Below are 19,924 nucleotides of genomic sequence, written 5' to 3' on the forward strand. Positions count from 1 at the left end.
GGGATTGGTCCATGCGTCGGGCGCGACCATCGGTTCACTCGCGGGCGGCTTGCCGGCCGGGGCGGCACCGCTTGTAACAAGGTCGGCGTACGCGCGCAGCGCCCGCTGCGATTCGGCAGCAGCAGGAATCGTGTCGGCGGCATTGCGCTCTTCAGGTGTCGCCGTGCTCACGTAGCGATAGGGTTCGCCAGTCATGACCGATTCGTCGAGCGCGCGGCAGTTCGCACGCAACTCGCGCAACATCGCCAGTTGCGCTGCCGACATGCCTGGCCAACTGAGCGGCAGTTCGCTCGCTCCGCGATAAAGCCGCGACACCGTCGCTATGCACGCAAGCTGTGACGCCTGATGCTCGAGATAGTGGGCATCACGCATCGTCGTGAACCGCAGCAGCTTCTGCAGCGTGAGCGCCCCTTGCTGGACACCCGCCAGCGTGATCGGCGCGGCACTCGCGGTGCCGTCGATCAGCTGCGTCAGGCGCGTGCCCAGCACCTCGAGTCGCCGATGGATTTCCTCCTTGAGTTGCAATTGCGGCTCGGCAGGCAGCAGCAACGTATTGATCACGAGCGTCAGCGCGATCGGATAGTTGACGGCGACCCACACCCACAACACCGCGCGGATCAGCAGGTCGGCCTGATCGGTCTGGTCGACGAAGCTCTGCACGTAGATCACGACGATCGCGACGCAGAAGAACACCACGCCGATCTTGAGCACCCGGAGCAGGTACACGCTGCCGAAAAACATCAGACTCGCGATGACAATGCGCAGCAACGGATAGTCGAACGTAAATTTCAGTACCAGGATCGACAGGCCAATGGCGAGCGTCGATCCGACCATGAACAGCATGCCGACCAGCCGCGTGAGCACCACGTTCGACTGCGTGACATAGAACACCACGAGTAGCGACAGCGCGAGCTCCGGCACTTCGAGCGCCATCGACGCGACGATCACGATGGCGCTCGTCAGCACGCAGCGCAACATCACGTTGAGACGGCCGGGGAACGGCGCAAGCTCGCGCCTCAGGAAAGCGCCTGCATCGCGCAACGTGACGGGCAGATAGTCGGCGGCGGTCATTGGCTCCTCAATGGCGCTCACCGTTGTCGCCGCGCCCGGGTTCCAGCACCGCCACCGCCGACGTACCGACGCGAAACAGTTCCGGATTCGGCTTGTCGATGCGGATCTTCACCGGGAAGCGCTGCGATACGTGCACCCAGTTAAGCGTGCGTTGAATGCGCGGCAATCCGCCGGGCAATGCAAGGCCGGCTTCGTCTGGCGCAATACCATAGCTGATCGAATCGACGCTGCCCTGGAAACGCTGGCCCGTATCGCTCATCAGGTAGACCGTGGCGGGCGTCCCCGCCCTGACGCCCTTGAGTTCGGTCTCGCGAAAATTCGCGACCACGTACCAGTGGCGCTTATCGATCAAGGTGAAGACAGGTTTGAGCGCCGTGGCAAACTGGCCGGTCGATGTCTTCAATGACACGATGCGTCCGTCGAACGGCGCTCGCACCGTCGCATATTCCAGGTTCAGTTCGGCCGTCGCGATCTCCGCCATGACGACGGCACGTTGCGCGACCAGCGCATCGACGCCGCTCACCGCCGCCGCCGCCTGCTGCGCCTGCAGTTGCGCGGCACTGAGTTCGGCCTGTGTGGAGCGTTGCGCGGTGCGCGCACGGTCGACGTCTTCCGCCGACACATAACCGTGCGACAACAACGGCTCCATACGGTGCAGCGTATCGGACGCCTGGCCGGCCGCGGCTCGCGCGCGCTCGACGGCCGCACGCACCGACTGCGCGTTGTACTGCTGCGCATTGACCGTGCGCTGGGTCAGCTCGATCTGGCGGTCGAGCGCGACGAGGGATGCCTTGCCCCGCGCGAGCGCATCCTGATACGGGCGCGGATCGATACGGAACAGCAGATCGCCCTGCTTCACCGTCTGATTGTCGCGCACGGCCAACTCGACGATGCGGCCGCTGACTTCGGGCACGACGTCGATCGTATCCGCGTAGACATAGGCGTCGTCGGTGCGAGGCGCGCGGTCCCACAGCCGGATGACGTAGGCGAGCAGCAACAGCGTCACTACGACCATCACGATGGCCGGCCATTTTTTTTTCGATGTTTCGCTGGTAGTCGTCGCCATTGCATCGATCTGCGGAGCTTCAGTGTTGGAACAGCACTAGCCAGACAGCGAGTGCGAAGAAAGCGACAAGCGTGGGATACACCAGGGCCGCAGGTCCCATCAGACGGTCGGCCTGCGGCCGCTTGAGAATCACATAGATGACGACCGTGAGCACAACGCCCGCGACGATACAGAACAGCCAGTCGGGAAAGTATGCGCCCAGCACGCCGATGGATGGCGAACTTGCGCACCCTGATATCGGGATCGCGGCAATCGCGGCCGCGCCGATTGCGCGCTTTGAACATCTGCCTCTGGCGCTCGGGATGTGTCGTTTCAATGTCGTCCCTGTGGTTGGAATCAATGTCACACGAGAAGCTCCAACGAAGGATCGCCATCGAAGGGTTTTCTGAACAAACCGATAGCGCCTTTTCCAAGTAGTAGCCCGCGCTCCGCTCGCCGAGAGCTTGCAGACGTACCAATTCGTCGCACTAGTGCAGAAAGAGGCACCACGCATCGCATGAAAATGCACTAGCCGAAAGAAACGATTGCTGATTTGTGGAACTTTGGCAAACACGGATATATGCCTATCAGTAACACGGGCACGGCTTCGACTAACAAGGAGCGCCAGCGAAGCGACTTCTGCGGCTGCGCACCGACCGGTTCCCGCCTGATACCCTGCACTGGGATTCGATGCGGCGTATCCTGGGGCGAAAAATGAGTCGTTATGGCGAAGCGCAAGTGAGCCGCCCGGCAGTGATCGACAAGCGCTACCTCTTCTCCGGGGGCGCCGTTCGACCTCAATCCGGTAAACACATTGTCTCCTGGCGCGGCACGGCCCACCATCCCCCAGTAAGGGGATGCGCTTTAATCGATGGGGGCCGGCCCACGCACCACCAGCACCGAGCTTATCTGCTAGACCCGATCGACTTGCTACTGAACCCGTATACGCGGCAAGAACAATCATATGCGCGTCGATCGATTACGCGTTTGAGCTACGTGTCCACGTGGACACGTAGCAACAATGAGTCATGCTCTCTGCGCCAAGGCGACTACAAACGACCGGTTACCATACGGGCGCCCCGGAGGCCTTTCCCGAGACGAGGTCCTTCATATCGTCTTGACAGAGGCAGCAATATGATTCAAACAGTTCTGCGCACAGGGTAGCTAGGGCAGCAAGATTCACAGCCTGGTCTACGTGCTCGACCTCGCCCGTGCTCAGGATGTCGTCTAGGCTTGGAGCAAGGCGACGCAGTTGCTGGAACGCGAAAGCGTCAAGTTTCATGTCGGAGCCTCAAGTGGATGTGAACGTCGCTTGCGACCAAGGATTTCAAAAGGCTATCCGCGCCGTTCATGGATTCATTCCTGGGAGATAGGTGTCGATATAGTTAAAACATCGCCATCGCGAAGGAGCGACGCCAGTTCGCTTTGTTGCGGAGTTGATGCGGCGAGCCGCGTTCAGCCTCCATTGACCTCGACGTGAGGACTTTGATGCCGTTGTGTTACCTACCCTTCGTTAGTTAAACACCCTCGTCCGACGTGGTCGCCTCCATCACAGACGCCAGAATCATGGCGTCGATATTTTGTGGAGCGCGTCGCAATACTCGAGGGCTGTACACGGCATCACCTTTCGCTATGGCCTGCCCGCTCAGTGCGCATATTCCGGTTTTCCGTGCGATACAGCGCTGCCAGAGTTGTTCGCCATAGCGGCAAGCGGTCGAGTCGCTCCATGCGACGGTAGCAGTTGTCCGACTCTGTCGCTCGAGTACCCGGATCGCGCACCTTTTGTAAGCTTCGTGGCGACAGTCTGCGTGAGCGGGCCGATGCCCCCGACATGTGGTGGGGCTATCACGGCTGAGGAGCGCCACGGTGTGGAACCACGCCCAGTCGATTTCGATGACATTCCCCATGAGGGTGCTCCTTAGACATTCGTATATTTCTTCGGGAAAACCTGCGTGCAGGCACCTGCAATGGCGGCGGCGTCGTCCACGAAGATGTGTGGGCAGTAATCGTCCGGGGCGGCATCGAAGATCGCCTCAACCATCGCAAACGCCTCGCGATACCGATATCGCGCCGGGTCTGTGACCTCGTCGTTGGAACCGGTAAGCTGCAAGTCGGGAAACCTGAAGAACGCACGCCCCGACGACTTCTCGTCCGCTTTGACACTAGCCGGAAGAGCGGCCGCTCCGGCCTACGGACCGGCCTGGTATTCGATGATGAAACAATCATTGGAGTAATGCCAAGCTGGCGGTGCAACAAGCGACGATTTCCCCTGCGGCATGAGAGATAGCGAAAATCTTTGAGCATTTTCATTGTGTCCTGTCTTTGTGCCGAAGCAGAACGGGACCGCTTGCAGAGACCGGAAAACACACGAGACCAGTAACCAAGTCTTAGGTATTCCCGTCTACATAAGCGGATCTCGTGCGAGCTGTCCAGATAACTCCTAACGACCTATTCGGACTTTACCCAGCAACAAGCTTATCTGTTCCTTGACAGAGTCTCCATCCCCTCGTTGGGGGTCTGACCGGTCAGCAGACACTCTTACCTGAACGACATTGACATGCCAACCTGCAAAGGGTGTATGCCATCAGCGAGTCCTCTGCGTACGGGTTGTCTGCAGGCCAGCCTGCGTCTGGTCGTAGCAGGCGACCCCGCAGGCTGGCATGCAGACAACGGATAGCCCAAGGAGATTTCCTTCGCATAACAGAATTTTTTCACTGAACAGGGTTTGACTTTCAACGCCCCATAGAAGGGGGTATTCGTACTTTCCCTGCATGTATGGATTCGCCACCGCACCGCGCTGATCAACCAGATGCAAGCCGCGATTTTGCTAAGGACAGGGTGCGTGGCGGGACAACGTTTTTATCGAACGGCTGTGGCGCAGCGTGAAGTACGAAGAGATATATTTGAAGGCCTATGAGTCCGTCGACCAGCAAGGAAGTCAATCGACCATTATCTTACGTGGTACAACCAACAAAGGCCTCATTCAAGTCTGTCGGACAAGACCCCGGACGAAGCTTACTTCGCGATGCTGCCCGCGATTAAAACGGCAGCGTGACCGCCCAGCACTCCACTTAAAAATCGAAAAAACTGTCCGAACGAACGGTGCCACCTCTCATTGCCGCCTGCGACCGGCCGGAAAATGCGCTTCACCGGCATGACCGTGCCCCGCCTCAAAGATGGCAAGATCGTTGAGGAAATCGGCCTGGACGACGGCGTGACCGCCGTGCAACAACTCGGACACATCAACGCAGCATGACGCGGGGCGCGGCGCTTCCGTGTCTTTCGGCAACGCCATGTGTACGTAACGCGAGAACGGGCCGGAATGTGGCCGGCCCGTTCATGGGCACGGCGTCAACCGTGAAGATCAGTCCCTGAGCGAGGAGCAGTCATTCGGAGCGACAGCGCTGACCGGCGCTTCCTTAACGGACTTTGCCTTTTGCGAGGGGCAGTAGGCAACCTGAATTAAGACCAGTTTCAAGAAGCCCCCGGTGCAATCTGGGGCGACCTTGCACCTGCCCCATGCGTGGTGACGTTACTGGTTCGAAACAACGAATGCGCAATCGACGAATGTATGCGCGCGACGCTGACCGTAGGCGACAGCCTCCTCAGGACACGCAAATTCAAGCGACTCTGTATAACTTGCAATCACGTGCTCCGGAAGGAAGTAACCTTCCTCATGAATGTACCAGGTGACGGTATAGCGTGGCTCGACACCGTTAAAGGAGAGCGCGGTGATCTCGGCGACGCGCACGCATACTCCGAGGCCTCGGTAGGGTCGGCAGCGGTGGTCACGCACGTCTCCTTTAGCGGATGAACACCTCTTTGCAACGGCTGTTTCAGATCGTGTCTTCGGAACCTGTTGGCACGCCGCGGAATCGATCCATAAGATTATGTTCTGCATGTCTTTAAAGAAGTATGTGTCGAGCCCCACGCGTGAAGCACTCACCAATCGTAAATAGGGGTGGACCACGCTGAGCGCGAATTCCTATCATAGGCGCCAGGGTTATATAGATGCACAGAGCTATTCGGAAACATCGCAGTCGTCGTCAATGATCAAATACCAAATGACCCTGGCGCGGTGGCCACGACCAGCGAGAAGGGAATTGTCGCGCTATATGTCGCTTGATGCGACTAAAAGCCCACGGGGACCTCCTTTAACTTCACGCGGAGCACGCGATACACAAGGGATGTATAGGCGAGCGGCAGTGGACGCACGGAGAGACCTGCGCCCCAAACATGAATGAGAGACTGCTGTTCGGCGCAGCCACGTCACGCGCCGTCATCGAAAGTAGAATCGTGTAAGTCCAGAACGACACCGCAAGTCTGGCAAACGACGAGGTGAGGATCAACGACGACATTGCAGAAGGTACCCGGTCATTTGCGCGCGCGACGCTCCGACATAGTACGAATCCAGCGGCTACCGAAAAGCCATCGATAGAACGCCAGCCTGGTTGCAAGATTGAGTCCTTCAAGTACTGCCAACCAAGCCGCAAGCCCAATGGCGAAGAACGACAAAATAATGTGGAATACAACGGCGAACGCAAACTGAATCCGCGACAAAAAGAGAGCTGTCCAGGTCACTTTCTACATCCCTTGGGTTGGCAAACATTTGTGCAACTGTTTGCCCACAAGCGTTCGCGTCGATAGACTACGACCCGCCAGGCAAGGTTGTTCTGTCGTGCCAGGCCGAGAGTAGTGAAACGATACGTTCTTGCGGGCATCCCTTTTTCTTCCGATCTGGAACGTTCCTGGATAGGCTCCGCCTTGGATCAAGCGGTTCTTATCCAGTGATTTATCCGGAATGTTCGCTGCAGAGAAACGCGCAGGCAGCGCCACATTCAGCACTCGGTCCGGGTCGACGAGCAGGAAATGCTTTGCAGCTAGCGCGGCAGCGCGTCCGTCGGGTGTAGTGATGTCGCACGCCACAGTCTGACCGTGACGCCACCTTGAGCGCGTATGGCCGTGGCCTTCGCCGTCGCCTCAAGCTTCCAAGGGTTGATGCCGCCATCACCACGTTCACGGCTTTGGTGGCTAAAGGCCTCCGCACGGCCGCAGCCCGGCCCGCTAATTGGGCCGCAAACCAGCGCGGTTCTACCTTGGATTCCCATATCCATATCCTGCTTCCTCTGATCGGACCGCGCCCCGCTCCACATGCATGGCAAAGCGGGACGGCGGGTCGAGGGATGGAGTGTCTTGTTCGAAGTGCTGCGCCGACACATTGGCCAGGAGCGGCCGTTAGGCGCGCGTTGCCGATTACAGCGCGCTTGCGGCCACCCCGTTTCACCCAGGAATTCCTACAAATTTAAGTGAAGACCCCCAGGTCCGCAGCTTCCGGCGACAGCGGTCAGGTTGCCGGTCAACATGGCTTCGCCTTCGGCGGCGAACGCTCCCGCCTCCTCATGACGAACATGGAGCCACTCAATGTCGCTCTCATTCATGTGGTGAGCGATGGGATTCAGCGTGTCGCCCACGATCCCATAGCAATGCTTTACGTCCGCCGAAACGAAGGTGTCTACAATAATTTCGGCAACTTTCTTTCTCATGTCGGCACTCCTGAAGGGGGCCTGTTCATGAAGTGACCAACCACCCTTGTAAAACCCAGGCACGGAGTCCGTCACTGCCCGTCGCGCTCACCGGATCGGTGAGATGATCACCATATTCTGACTGGGCGCCCTAACATCTGGTATCCCCCTGAGGAGGGATCCGCACAATGATGGCTCCTCCTTGCCTCACACCTGAAGTATGGATCAGCTAGTTGCCAGAGCGAGCAGACGTCGGCCAATCTGAGTGCCGCGCGGCAAGGAATTCGACAGCCGCTCGAGCGTCGAAATGAAATGGCGCTGTTGCACATCCGCCTGTCCAGCGTCACCGCGGGCCTCGTGAATCGCCGCCGCAGTGCGGTGAAGCCGCCAGTCCGCTAGTGGAGTTTCGAATCCCTCCGCAGCCGCGAACGCCTTGTTGATACTATCGAGTGCGATGACCGGATCGCCGCGATCCAGCGCCTCACGCGCAACGACTTCCCATGCCAGGGCCTGCCACGTCCGGTCTGCGGTGGCGAGGGCGAGCTTCACGAACTCCTGCGCGCGTGATCTGGCGGTGTGATGGTCTCCCGCCATCATTGCTGCCTCGGCGGCTCCCCATTCGATTGCCAGTTTCCAGTACCAGTCGAACGTGGTGGGAGTGGCGTCCATCTGACGGTCCGCTTCAGCAAACAGCGACGAGGCCCGTACGCTATCCCCCAATCCTAGGTAGGCGAGGCCCGCGAGCACAATACACGCACGGTGTTGCACTGGCACAAGTGCGCCAGAAACGGTTTCGTCCGCTCGCGCGGTCGAGGTTGCAGCCGGCACGAGCCGTTGGTAGATTTCAATGACCGTCTCGTAGTCCATCGTGTGCACAAACAACCATCCCTGATAGATCTCGAGGGTGCGAGCGGCAAAATAATCACCGTTCTCGCGGAAAAACATCATGCCCAGATCGAACGATTCGATCGCCCGTCCCAGCTCCCCCACGAAGAGATGAGCCCACGGCGTACCCATCCGGATCATCCACGTCGCCATCGCGAGGTCAAAGCCCGGATGTTCGACCGCGTGCTCAAAGAGGATCTGATAATTCGTCCGCACAGTCCCGAGGGCTTCGCGATACTGGGAGGAAATGATGCACAGCATGCTGTATTCCATATTCGCCCGGGCGATCACCAGTGGATCACCCGTCTCGCGCAGCATGCGGATCGCACGCTCGCACTCGGTCAGATCCGCGTGTGACCAGCCGCTGGCCCAGATACGGCGTACATAGGCACTCACGCGCACCAGCGCGCTGACGCGCAGGTCGGGATGCGATGCACTGAGCGTCAGCGCTTCGTTCAGCATCCCGATGCAACGTTGCTTGTCGCTCCAGCTAAAGACGTAGGCGAGGCCGAGCATGGCACGCAATTGCGCATCGAGCCGGCCAATCGTACGTGCCTGCTCCTCGAGTTCGATCCAGGCCGCCTCGGCGCGCGGATCATGCCCCGCAGCGTAAAGCGACGCGCGCGCCTCGGCAAACTCAAAACTTTTCAGCGGACGCAAATCAGCTGGCAACTTTGTGGTGAGCGAAGCGGCAAGATCGAGAATCGACTGCGCCTCGCGATACGCAAAGCGAAGCCTCGCGGTTTGCAACGCAATGCGCAGATAGTCGATCGCCTTGAGCCACTCCCTCGCGTCAGCGAAATGTTGCGCGAGCTCGTATGCCACCTCCGCCCTCTGATCGCGAGGAAAGATCGCCTCGAGCCGTTCCGCGATTTGCCGATGCAAACGGGTGCGACGGATCAGCCCTTGATGCCCATAGAACGCGCTGCGAATGAGGGCATGGTCGAAACAGAACATAGTCGCCGCGCCCCCGTCGGGTAAGCGTTTCACCCCGCAACGTCGAATGAAACGTTGATTGCGTGCCAGCGCCTCGCACAGATCGTCGAAACGCTCCGTCGACAAACCCGCGGCCTCGGCCACGGTCGCCGATAAAAAGGAGAGCCCTGCCACGCTTGCGGCTTCAAGCAGATTCCGCTCGTCGCTACCCAGCCGCCGGATTCTCCCCTCGATCGTCTGGATAATCGTGCGGGGGGAGGTCGTGCTAATCACCGCTAATGGCACCAATGGCCGCCAGCCGGTCGCCGTCTTGCGAAGCATGTTCCGCTCCACGAGATCGGCGAGGGTCGCCCGCATAAACAGCGGGTTGCCGCCGCAACGTTGTACGATTCGATAGCACAGTTCTTCCTCGGCAGGGTCGACATGATCGCGGCCTGTCAGCCACGAAACCACCGCGTCGCCAGCAAGTGGGCCAAGCGCCAGATCGCGGCACAAGCCCCTCAGCGAAAGCTCGTGGTGCAGTTCCTCAATTGGGTGGTCAGCCAGCGCCGCCTCCGTCGGCCGGTAAGTGACGACGACCATCAGGCGCAGAGCTCCTGACTGGCCCGCAATCGCCGCCAGCAAATCAATGGTTGAGTGGTCCGCCCAATGAAGATCTTCGAATATCAGAACCAGCGGCTGTGTCCGCGTCAGAGAGGTCAGCACGTCGCAGATTTCCCGCAGCATGCGTTCGCGCAAAGCGCCAACGATCTGCCGCAGCAGGGACTCGCGGACATGGCTCGCCACCTGGCCCGGGAGCTGCAACGCCCACGTGGGCGCAAGCGTCACCAGCGCTTTCACGACTTCATTGCCGCGGGCTCCCTCACAAAGTTGCCCGAGAGCCTGCAGAACTGGATAAAAAGGTTCCGTGCCGCCATAACCCTCGACACAATGCCCTTCAGCGACCCACGCATCGTCATGCTCGAACCTCTGGGCGGCAACGAACTGCTTGAGCAACGCGGTCTTGCCGATTCCTGGTTCACCGGTAACCACCACGAGCTGACTGTTGCCGGCTCTGGCCCGCTCGATCGCAGCGGCCAGTTGATGCAGTTCGCTCGTGCGACCGACAAAGTGGCCGTTGCTCTCGTCGCTTGCAATCTGCTGATATCCCGTTGAAGGGACCTCTACGGGCGCGACGAAACGGTATCCGCGTCCGCGCAGCGTTTCGATGTAGCGTGGGTGCTGCGCGCTATCGCCGAGCCGTGTCCGGATCATCTGTATCTGGGCCTTCACGACTTCGGGCTGTACGTGCACATCGGGCCACACCGCTTCGAGCAGCGCGTGGTGGGTAATCAGCGCACCGCGATTCTCGACCAAAAACCGCAACACGCCGTAGGTCTTGGGCGTTAAGTCAACCCGTTCGGGTGGCGCGCCGGCATCCAGCCTCCAAAGGCATTCGTTCGCCATATCCAGACGAAAGCCGGCGAAACTGATCGAAGAATGCGTACTCGACTGAGCTTTCATACCAACCTTGCTCCTCACACCTGGATGAGGCCCAATTGGGTGGCGCGGGTGACCGCTTCCGCGCGGTTTTTCGCAGCAAGCTTTACAAATATCTTCTTTGCATGAGACTTGACGGTCTCAGCCGCGATGCGCAAATTGACCGCGATCTGCTTGTTCGACAGGCCTTGGCTCATCAGGACCAGAATACTATGCTCCCGGCTGCTTAGCACGACGGTAGGCCGGCCAGTCGTCGGACGTTTTGCTACAACGCTGCGAGCCGCACGCCATCGTGACAGAAGACTGCCAATATACGGCAGCAGTACGCGAACCTCGCCTTGCGCGGCGGGATCGCCCCGCTGCAGCACCGCGAGCAGTTCGCCGACCCGAGGGCCGCTATCGACAAACGTCTGATGAAGCCCTACCGTCGCCCCCAGTTTTAGGGTCCGCAAGAAAATAGACGCGGCGTCCTTCTGCTCCCCGACGGCAAGAAGCGCATCGATCAAACACACCGCCACCTGCACGGCGAGATAGAGTTCATTCCGGCACACAGCTTCGCAATGCAACTGTCGCAGCGCCGACACATCGTCGAGCGTCGCGCCGCATGCCACGCGTAGACGGGCGCGAGCCAATACCCGGTAACCTGAAATTCCGGCGCCCCCTGGGCTGGTCGCTGCGCCGTGCGCCCGCTCTAATGCAGCAAGCTGCGCAAGACACGCCTCTGCGCCGCATCTGTCGTCCTGTTCGAGAAGCAGACCGATCCGTCCTGCGACGCATGCCGCCACGAGGCGTGGCCAGCTCCGCCTTTGCCCCAGCGCCTCGGCTTCCTTCAGAATCAGCTGCGCAAAGTCGAACTGGCCGCGTGAGGCGGCGATTTTCGCGAGCGTTGTATAGGCACGCTCAGCGCTCTCGATGGTCCCGCCCTTGCAAATCTGCGCAAGGCGCTGCGACAGCCATGTCTGCGCTTCGTCAACCATGCCTTGCTCGTAGAGAACCTGCCCGACGATGCTGGCCGCGAACGACGCGACCGACAGATCGCCGCCGTATACGCTGCGGCACTCACTGATGGCGTCTTCGGCCAGCAAACGGGCCGCGGGAAAACGCAACTGATTCATCTCCACTGCGGCCATCAACGACAGATCGAACATCCTGGCGACTCGATGCAGCCTCGTCGGCAAGACGTCCGCATTGCTTTGCCCGACCGCGTGGAGGCGTTCGAAATCGCCGAGCTTCCAGTACGCGTACCGGCAGATGGTCCGCGCGATAGCAACGATCGATTCGCGGCCACAGTAGCGTATCGTGGACAAGGCAAGCGCTAGTGCAGCAGCGCAATTGTCCTGCAGGACGAGGCTGGCAGCGCGCAACGCCATGATCTCCCAGCGCCTCGCGTCGCGCTCCACAGAGGGCAGATCGTTAAGCGACAGTTCGATTTTCTCGACGATCTCCAATGCCGCCTTGCATTCGAGACGCAGTAACGCCTGCCAGGCGCGGGCCGTCATCAACGACAGACGGCTGACGTTCACATCCGTCAACACGCGACTTATTCGTGCAAGCTGAAACACCTCCTGGGCTCTGCCGGACCCGCCACCATACATCGCCGGAGACGACGGCAATGCGTCACGCTCGGGCTCGGGTCCGGCCGCATCGTCGTAATAAATGTCTTCGGGCGAAACAGGCTCGAATGAAACCAGTTCTTTCGAAATACGCCTAGTGATAGTCGCGTCACTCAACTCAAAACCCCTAAAAAAACAAACTTGCCCGCCCCAGCAGGGCGAGACGCACACGCTTTCCGTCAGGGTAAGGTGCTCGACATCCAGAAGGGTGAATTTTTGGTCTTGATTGGGTAATGAATGGTCCAGTCCGCATTACCGCAACGCGTGACGCGCTCGTGAGCCCGCCGGGTCGGTATTGATCTGTACAGTTGTTCAGATGATTGCAATTTTATAAACGAAGATGCCGTGAAACCCGCCTCAAGCGGCCAGAGCCGGGCGGAGCCGGTGCTCGGCGTGGCGAGAGCACGTCGGGCGAATCGCTGGTAGCCGCCTCCAGGCGCTGTCATCAGGACCAGTTGCTCCTCAAGCGTGCGCCCTTCCGGTTCCACCAGCGAGAGCTTTTCCGCAATGAGTTGCTGCTGCGACGTCGTCGTGGCAAGCCTGTCTGCCAGACCTCTCTGATAAAGCGCCACTGTTCTGTCGCTAGCGAACGCGACCACAGCCACTTTTCTGCGCCGAAATGCCTTGCGAGAAGGCGCACGATCGCGTGCCAGCAGGATCTCGCCAACGATGCTGAAGAGCCAGTCGGGAAATAAGCGCCGAGCACGCCGAGAGACGGCGCGCTCGCGCAACCAGACGTGAGTAACACGCAGGCGGACGCAGGCCTGTAGCGCATCTCTACCGTGCACCCTTGTCGGAGGGCGGCTAGCGCAAGGCGGGGGCGTTCAGAGGCCAGTTGAGTTGGCTACCGATTGACACTGACAAGGGCCGCTAACGGAGCGTCACACTTACGCGCTGCCCCGTCGTCAACAATCCTCGTTTCCGGATCACTGCTTGTCCAATTGCGACACCCGTTCCACCGTGGGGATTCGTCTCCTCGCTATCAAGGAGCGCAGCGCCGAATACGCAGGCGCAACCATCGGATAGTCCTTGGGAAGTCCCCACTTGGCGCGGTATTGCTCGGGAGACATGCCATATCTCCGCTTCAGGTAGCGCTTGAGGGACCTCAGCTTGTGACCGTCTTCCAGACATACGAGGAAATCGTTCGTGACTGACTCGCTGATTGGTACGGCCGCTCCCGGCTCACCGGCAAGCGTGTTCACATGACCCCGCAGCGCAGCCAGGGCAGCATGCGTGCTCGATATGAACGCGGGCAGCTCATCTGCCGGCAACGCGTTGTGGGAGACAAAGCTCGCCACAATCGCAGCGGTCAACTCTGTCAGGTCGGTGTTTGCTGTCACAAGGAGGGTTCGCCTATCTATTGCAACGTTCCGTCACATTCTACAAATGAAGAATGCAGTTTCTAAACGGTCAAGCGATTGTTGATCGCTGACGGTATATGCCCTCACGGGCATGCACTCACTTCTCTTGAACGAGTTCCACGTTGGTGGGCGGTGGCCGGGCGCCCGAAGCACATGAGCCTGTCAGGCAAGGCGAATGTTTGGTTGAACCAGTCCGTTGATCCGTTCCGCCGTCCAGAGCAGTGTCGCTTTGCGAAACCCGTGCAGCGCCTGCTGATGACGCCGGTACAACATCGCGTGACTGAACTGGGCGAGGTGCCCCCGAATGAGCCCCCCCGGAAAGAAGCCAAAGCGCCCTAGCGTGCCGAACGCGTCATAGTCGCTCAATGACACGAGCGATCCAAAATCCCGGAATACAAAGTCGGGAAACGGCTTGTTTTGGCAGAGCCATTCCGGCAGGTGACGGGCCAGATAATTCGCCTGCTGAGCGGCTACCTGCGCGGTAGGAGGAAGCGGTCGCTGCGCACCTTCCGGCGTGAGGCTCGCACAATCGCCGAGAGCGAAGATCTGCTCATCGTGCAAGACCTGAAGCGTCCTCGACACCACGATCTGGTTTGCCCGGTTGGTCTCCAGACCAGCGAGGCGGTTCATGAAATCTGGCGCTTTGACACCGGCAGCCCATACCATCAAATCCGCTTCGGCGAGAGTCCCGTCCCCGTACCGAAAACCTCCTGGTTCCGCCGAAGTGACCGCAGTAGAGGTCAATACGCGAAAGCCGATGTTTTCGAGCCGTTGCTGGCTAGACGCAGAAATCTCCTGTGGGAAGGCAGGTAGCACGCGCGGCCCGCTCTCAAGAAGAGTCAGACTCAGCCTGTCCCGGATGGTGGTATCGCCATAGCTACCAGCAAGCTCGAGAAGACGGCTCAGCTCTGCCGATAACTCGACGCCGGTCGCGCCGGCTCCGACAATCGCCACTCTCAACTGCTCATCCTTGACGACGCTGCGAATAGCACGCGCGCGCAACGCGACGTTGAACGTCTCTGCTTGCTGTTGGCTGTCGATGAGATGGCATTGCTCCTTTACACCCGGCACACCAAAATCGTTCGCGCGACTGCCTAGCGACAGCACCAGCACATCGTATGGAACCGCTCGCGGCTCAAGCACCAACTTACCGTCCTGCGCCCTTATCGCGTCAAGCTGCACCTCGCGCAGTTGCCGGTCCAGTCCGCACATCTCTCCCGGTTGATATGTGAAACCGTGGTCGCGCGCGTGCGCGAGATAAATTACCCGCTGCTGGTTCACGTCACGCGTACCGGCCGCAATCGTATGCAGCATCGGCTTCCATATATGCGTCGGGCTGCGGTCGATCAAAGTGATGGTAGCCTCACCCGGCCGGCCCAACCGGTCGCCGAGCCTGGTCGCAAGTAGAATCCCAGCGATTCCCCCACCTACAATCACGATACGAGTTGGTTTTCTCATTGCAAACACTCAACGAATGATGGACAACGTCCGATAGCCCGGTGGGCCGCTTTGCTTAGCGCCACACTCACCGCGTCGTCGCTGGATTGCGTCGACGAGCCGGTGAGTTCGATCTGTTTGGTTTGTATACGTGTTCCGACATCAGGTTCTCCTTGGTTTGAGGCGGATTACGCGGCATCGCGATGTGCCACGATATCCACGCATGACGTACGCCGCGGCTTGCTGCTTTCGCAATCGCGCGAGCGCACGTGTGTCAACAACTTACGGACATTGAAGGCATGGCCCTCGCATCCGTCGCGGTCCTCAATAACGGACCGCGTTCTGCAAATTTGAGCCGTTCAGCTCCCACACTTCATCGTCAACGATCGCAGGCTGTGGTGGCCTGCCAACCGTATCCGGGATGCTGTTGGACAACCCATGGCCGCGCAGGTCAGAAACCGGGCGCAGGTCTCAGGCCTACCACCTGGTGGTGATGACACCCTTGTCTGGGCGCATCACTCGATTACCTGCGTGTGCTACGTACTTGAAAGTGATCGATGCGCCACCAAACCGCACACCAAGTCGTTCGATGTCGTCGATTCAGTTACAAGCTCAAGCTGTCCACCCATCGAAGCGCAGAACCGATTTTCACCGGCCATCGAATCTCCCGACACGCAGAAACGTCGCCAAGGAGACGAATCGACGGCTCTCGTCCCCTGGCGCGCTGTCCATGGGTACAGCGACCTCCGCCGTTTCAATCGCAATCGGAAACGGCGGAGACGGAATGGCGTCCTTTGATTGCAGGAAGCTGACCAATATCAACGGTAAAGCCGTCGCGCTCCTGGCCGATTTCGCAAAAGCGCAGGTCGGACACCCTCACCGCGTCAGCCATTCGGGCTTGCTCGAGCCTCGTGGCACGAGCACCGTCCTGAAGGACCCGGGAGTCTTCGACAGGACGACCTGGTCGGTCATGCCCTGATACGTGCCCAGCGGGGTCTCCGCCGTGAACAGATCGGGCGCGACGTAGGCGTGCTCGTCGGAAGATCCGGCGGTCGCCCGGGCATAGTCCCTGTCGAAGATGCCGAGCGAGAACAGCCACAGCACGGTTCGGGTCAAAGAAACGGTGACCCGATAGCTGCCACCCTCGACTGCACGCCGGCGCAGCGCCGCGAGTACGCCGACCGTGCCGAGCCAGCCCACCACGTTGTCGACAATGGGGATGATCGGCGGCGATTTCGGACGCGCGAGCGTACCTTCGACGGCGAACAGCCCCGAGACGGCCGCGCCGATTTCATCGAACCCCGGACGATACTTCCAGGGGCCCCTGGCGCCGTGAAGCAGGACACTGGCATGGATCAATCCAGGCTTCCTGCCGCAGAGTTCCTCGGCCTCGAGACCATGGCGTTCCAGATAGCCCGGACGCTTGTTTGCGAAGAAGACATCGGCATCCTGCAGCAGGAGATCGAATTTCGCGCGATCCTCCTTCGAGTAGTCCAGGATCGTCGAGCGCATCCCGACCTGAGTGTCCCACGCGAACGCCTCGATCTCGCTGTCGTCGAACGGCCGCCAGATGTTGAGGACATCGGCCCCGTGCAAAGCGAGGTCTCGCCCGATGGCCGCTCCGGCAATCACGTGACCCATCCCAAGTGCGCGAATGCCGTCCAGCGGACTCGCGCCCTCTTTGCTGAAAGGGATCGGCTCGCTTTCGCCGATCTTTTCCACGTTGATCAGCGACATTCTCGAGAGGACCTCGGTGTACTGAAGCTCCTTGCTGAATTCCTCGAAAGTGCGCACCTTCGCGATGACGATCCCGGCTTCCGCCGCCGCATTCTCCAGGTCGTCCGCGCGCCATTGCAGAATGGCGTTGCGCACGGCTTCCGGGCTGGAGTCGCACCGCAGCAGGCTGAGTTCGCGGGCAGCCAGCTTTGGGTAGATGTTCAGGGGCACGACGTGCCGTCCGTCGCGGGTTTCGCGAAAGAGGTTGGTATCGATCTTGAGGGCTGGAGGACGTCCATTGATCGTCTCCCATTTCAGATCAAAGAACCCCGCGAAGCGCCGCAACGCTTTACGAACATCCACTTCGATGTCCTGTTCCTCGCCGGTCCGCAGTCGCCATAGTGCAGCGACGCCGACGGCCTTCGCGGCCAGGGCGATCGCGGACAACGAGCCGAACCGGAAGAGCGCGGGGATGATCGGATCGCGGCCGTGGAACGTAATCTTGCCACCGCTATCCGCCGTCGATAACCCAACGTCTTTCAGTACGTCATTGAGCGCGCCGTGCAGGTCGATATCCGCGCTCCGCGCCGGATTCGCGAGATTCGATTGAATGATGCCGGTGAGCCGATCCGGCCCGCTTTCGATTGCAAGATTGGTCGAGTCTTTCATTTGGGAGATTTTTTCGATAAGGGAGTGTCAACTGCCCGCGAATCAATTCACGCGAGCCGCGGCCACGCGTGGCGTGGCCGCACCGTACCTTTAGCGCGCCTTTCCTTTGGTGCGCAGCTCGATGAGTCCGAGCAGCAGCTCATCGCGCTCTGCCTCCAGTTCCTCGATGGAGCGCGATCCGACTTCGGCATGCACGGCGTCGATCAGCTTCTTCTGCACTTCCGGCGTCAGCTCCGGCGAGCCCAGTTCCTTCCACCCAGCCGTCATCGGACCGGCGAACTGATGGAAGAAGTGCTCGATGCCGCCCGGGCCGCCGCCGAGGTGATTGAGCATCATGTTGCCCATCAAGCCCCAGCGCAGGCCCGGCCCCCAGGAGAGGGCGGTGTCGACGTCGGCGGCGCTCAGCACACCCTCTGACACCAGGTAATAGACCTCGCGCGCCACCGCGAACTGCAGACGGTTGGCGACGTGGCCCCGCAATTCCTTGTTCAGGCGCACCGCCTGTTTCCCGATCGACGTATAGAACTCCATGGCGCGCCGGATCGTCTCTTCCGAGGTCTTGGTCCCGCCGACGATCTCGACCAGCGGCATCAGGTGCGGCGGATTGAACGGATGGCCGACGACGCAGCGCTCAGGATGCAGCACGGCGCCCACCTGGATGCTGCTCATGGGCAGGGTCGACGTGCTCGACGCGATGATCACGTGGGGAGGCAGCAGCTCATCGAGTTGCCGATAGAGATCCTGCTTGAATTCGAGCCGCTCAGGGCCGTTTTCCTGGACGAGGTCCACATCCGTGAGCGCTTGTGCGAGCACGGGCGTGAACGTCAGGTTCGCTTGCGACGCTCCGGGTGCAAGGCCCAATCTCGTGAGCGCGGGCCAGGCAGCCTTCACGAACGCCCTGAGCTGGGCTTCGGCATTCGGCGCGATGTCCGTCGCAACGACCTTCAGCCCCTTGGCGAGAAACAGTGCGGTCCAGCTGGCACCGATCACGCCGGTGCCGATGATGGCGATGCGGCGAATGGGCTGGCTCTTGGTATCAGTCATGTCATTTCTCCAATGCGTGGGTCAGAGTTCGGCATAGGCGATGCCGGTGAGGTTGCCTTGGGCGAAAAGGAAGTTGCGCGGGTTTTTTCCATCGAGATCGGCGGAGTAGACCGAGCCGCCCAGGTCCGTGACGAACATCCGGTTACCGGGAATGTCGAGTGCGATGCCGATTCCCTCCATCAGGTGCGTAACGAGGATTTCAGACGTGGCCGGTCCGTCGATCGGCGTGCGATTGACGCTGTTGCCGCGCGGAGGATCGCCGCGGTCGGTCCAGTAGAGGACACGCTTCGCGAGGTCGAGCTCGAGGTCGATGGGCTCCGGCAACCGGTCGAACAGCACTTCAATGTCGGAGCGGTTTGCCGGGCCTTCGCCCTGCGGGATCTCGATATCGGCGCGGAAGATGCGGCCCAGGCCGGCGTTGTCCGGACCTTTCTGTGTCCAGTAGAGCTTCCCGTGCTTCGGATCGATCGTGATTCCGACGCACCACCGGGTCTGGTCGAGACGGTCCTTGTCGCCATGCCCGGTCGCGACCAGCGTTTCGACCTGAGAGCCGTCGAGGTTGGCGCGCATCACGCGCATGCCCTCCCGATCGCACCAATAGAGCTTGCCATTTGCCTTGTCGAGATGAATCTGCTTCGGTGTGTGCGTGACGCCTTGCGGGACGATGACCACGCGATTCTTGCCGTCCAGGTCGGCACGTTCGATCGAGCCGTCATGGGGGCCGATCGAACCCATGTTGGTCCAGTAGATACGACCGGCATCCACGTCCACGACGATGCCGTCGGGGAGGTGGCAATCCGTGACGATCGTCCTGAGGTCGGATCCGTCGGGATTGATCGAGTGAATGCGGCCGCCGCTCAATTCGAGGAAAAACAATCGGCCGGAGCGGGTCGCGTCCGCGGAAACATTCGTTCCGCTGATTCGGGGCAGGGTCATCGTGTGTCCTTTCGGGTCATTGCCATTGGAAGAGAGACTGGATGTCGGGCGCGACTGTGTACCGCCGGGTAGCGGTCTCGTCGATCATCGCGAAGGGATCGGAAGACCAGCGGGCGGCGCCAAAGAACTACCTGCGATACCGAAGTCACGAGATTTTTTGATGCTGGTTGGCAGGGCGAAGGACGGCTATTACATGGGCTATAGATGACG

The 19,924-nt window shown here is 60.2% G+C and carries 17 protein-coding genes and 3 pseudogenes; 2 read left to right on the forward strand and 18 right to left on the reverse strand.

All coding sequences use genetic code 11. The annotated features are described in order from the left end of the window. From P0D96_RS44885 to P0D96_RS44905, 5 genes and pseudogenes are all read right to left on the reverse strand, one after another. Positions 1–1,071 (reverse strand): annotated as a pseudogene (locus P0D96_RS44885) (FUSC family protein); the annotation flags it as partial. 7 nt (positions 1,072–1,078) lie between these two features. Then, positions 1,079–2,137, reverse strand: a complete 1,059-nt coding sequence (mdtN, locus tag P0D96_RS44890; RefSeq protein ID WP_408320531.1) for a multidrug transporter subunit MdtN — start codon at positions 2,135–2,137, stop codon at positions 1,079–1,081. A gap of 19 nt (positions 2,138–2,156) precedes the next feature. Then, the gene (locus P0D96_RS44895; protein WP_408182880.1) at positions 2,157–2,453 is read right to left on the reverse strand and encodes a YtcA family lipoprotein; all 297 of its coding nucleotides are present in this window, start codon (positions 2,451–2,453) and stop codon (positions 2,157–2,159) included. A gap of 1,180 nt (positions 2,454–3,633) precedes the next feature. Further along, complete coding sequence (locus P0D96_RS44900; protein ID WP_408182882.1) at positions 3,634–4,023, reverse strand: DUF3331 domain-containing protein; 390 nt, start codon at positions 4,021–4,023, stop codon at positions 3,634–3,636. Between the two features lie 11 nt (positions 4,024–4,034). After that, complete coding sequence (locus P0D96_RS44905; RefSeq protein ID WP_408320533.1) at positions 4,035–4,226, reverse strand: hypothetical protein; 192 nt, start codon at positions 4,224–4,226, stop codon at positions 4,035–4,037. A 721-nt stretch (positions 4,227–4,947) separates the two neighbouring features. Between P0D96_RS44905 and P0D96_RS44910 the strand changes: the two are divergent. Next, positions 4,948–5,171, forward strand: a pseudogene (locus tag P0D96_RS44910) (integrase core domain-containing protein); the annotation flags it as partial. Positions 5,172–5,228: 57 nt separating this feature from the next. Further along, a pseudogene (locus tag P0D96_RS44915) lies at positions 5,229–5,372 on the forward strand (ester cyclase); the annotation flags it as partial. 276 nt (positions 5,373–5,648) lie between these two features. On the opposite strand, the gene P0D96_RS44920 reads toward P0D96_RS44915, so the two are convergent. The 13 genes from P0D96_RS44920 to P0D96_RS44980 form a co-directional block, all read right to left on the reverse strand. Next, entirely contained in the window at positions 5,649–5,867 is a 219-nt protein-coding gene (locus tag P0D96_RS44920) for a hypothetical protein (protein WP_408182885.1), read from the reverse strand. Between the two features lie 623 nt (positions 5,868–6,490). After that, positions 6,491–6,697, reverse strand: a complete 207-nt coding sequence (locus P0D96_RS44925; RefSeq protein ID WP_408182887.1) for a cytochrome ubiquinol oxidase subunit I — start codon at positions 6,695–6,697, stop codon at positions 6,491–6,493. A 713-nt stretch (positions 6,698–7,410) separates the two neighbouring features. Then, a complete protein-coding gene (locus P0D96_RS44930; RefSeq protein ID WP_408182889.1) occupies positions 7,411–7,659 on the reverse strand; it encodes a thiamine pyrophosphate-binding protein in 249 nt (82 codons plus the stop codon). 204 nt (positions 7,660–7,863) lie between these two features. Next, positions 7,864–10,962, reverse strand: coding sequence for an ATP-binding protein (locus tag P0D96_RS44935; protein WP_408182891.1), 3,099 nt, complete (start codon positions 10,960–10,962; stop codon positions 7,864–7,866). 14 nt (positions 10,963–10,976) lie between these two features. Then, positions 10,977–12,533, reverse strand: coding sequence for a LuxR C-terminal-related transcriptional regulator (locus P0D96_RS44940; protein ID WP_408320545.1), 1,557 nt, complete (start codon positions 12,531–12,533; stop codon positions 10,977–10,979). Positions 12,534–12,730: 197 nt separating this feature from the next. Then, positions 12,731–13,123, reverse strand: coding sequence for a hypothetical protein (locus tag P0D96_RS44945; RefSeq protein WP_408320536.1), 393 nt, complete (start codon positions 13,121–13,123; stop codon positions 12,731–12,733). Positions 13,124–13,477: 354 nt separating this feature from the next. Further along, positions 13,478–13,891, reverse strand: a complete 414-nt coding sequence (locus P0D96_RS44950) for a Ros/MucR family transcriptional regulator (RefSeq protein ID WP_408182896.1) — start codon at positions 13,889–13,891, stop codon at positions 13,478–13,480. A gap of 183 nt (positions 13,892–14,074) precedes the next feature. Then, positions 14,075–15,370 (reverse strand): NAD(P)/FAD-dependent oxidoreductase, encoded by a 1,296-nt coding sequence (locus P0D96_RS44955; protein WP_408182898.1) that lies wholly within the window; start codon positions 15,368–15,370, stop codon positions 14,075–14,077. Then, positions 15,367–15,498 (reverse strand): dodecin domain-containing protein, encoded by a 132-nt coding sequence (locus P0D96_RS44960; protein ID WP_408320547.1) that lies wholly within the window; start codon positions 15,496–15,498, stop codon positions 15,367–15,369. Before P0D96_RS44960 ends, P0D96_RS44955 begins: the two co-directional genes overlap by 4 nt. Before the next feature lie 605 nt (positions 15,499–16,103). Next, positions 16,104–16,241, reverse strand: coding sequence for a hypothetical protein (locus P0D96_RS44965; RefSeq protein WP_408182899.1), 138 nt, complete (start codon positions 16,239–16,241; stop codon positions 16,104–16,106). Then, positions 16,226–17,734 (reverse strand): CoA transferase, encoded by a 1,509-nt coding sequence (locus tag P0D96_RS44970; RefSeq protein ID WP_408320539.1) that lies wholly within the window; start codon positions 17,732–17,734, stop codon positions 16,226–16,228. The genes P0D96_RS44965 and P0D96_RS44970 overlap by 16 nt, the downstream gene beginning before the upstream one ends. Before the next feature lie 90 nt (positions 17,735–17,824). Beyond that, the gene (locus P0D96_RS44975; RefSeq protein ID WP_408320541.1) at positions 17,825–18,778 is read right to left on the reverse strand and encodes a 3-hydroxyacyl-CoA dehydrogenase NAD-binding domain-containing protein; all 954 of its coding nucleotides are present in this window, start codon (positions 18,776–18,778) and stop codon (positions 17,825–17,827) included. 21 nt (positions 18,779–18,799) lie between these two features. After that, a complete protein-coding gene (locus P0D96_RS44980) occupies positions 18,800–19,639 on the reverse strand; it encodes a 3-hydroxyacyl-CoA dehydrogenase (RefSeq protein ID WP_408320543.1) in 840 nt (279 codons plus the stop codon). Positions 19,640–19,924 lie beyond the last annotated feature (285 nt).

This window comes from Paraburkholderia sp. RL17-347-BIC-D (assembly GCF_046027915.1).
GTDB lineage: Bacteria > Pseudomonadota > Gammaproteobacteria > Burkholderiales > Burkholderiaceae > Paraburkholderia.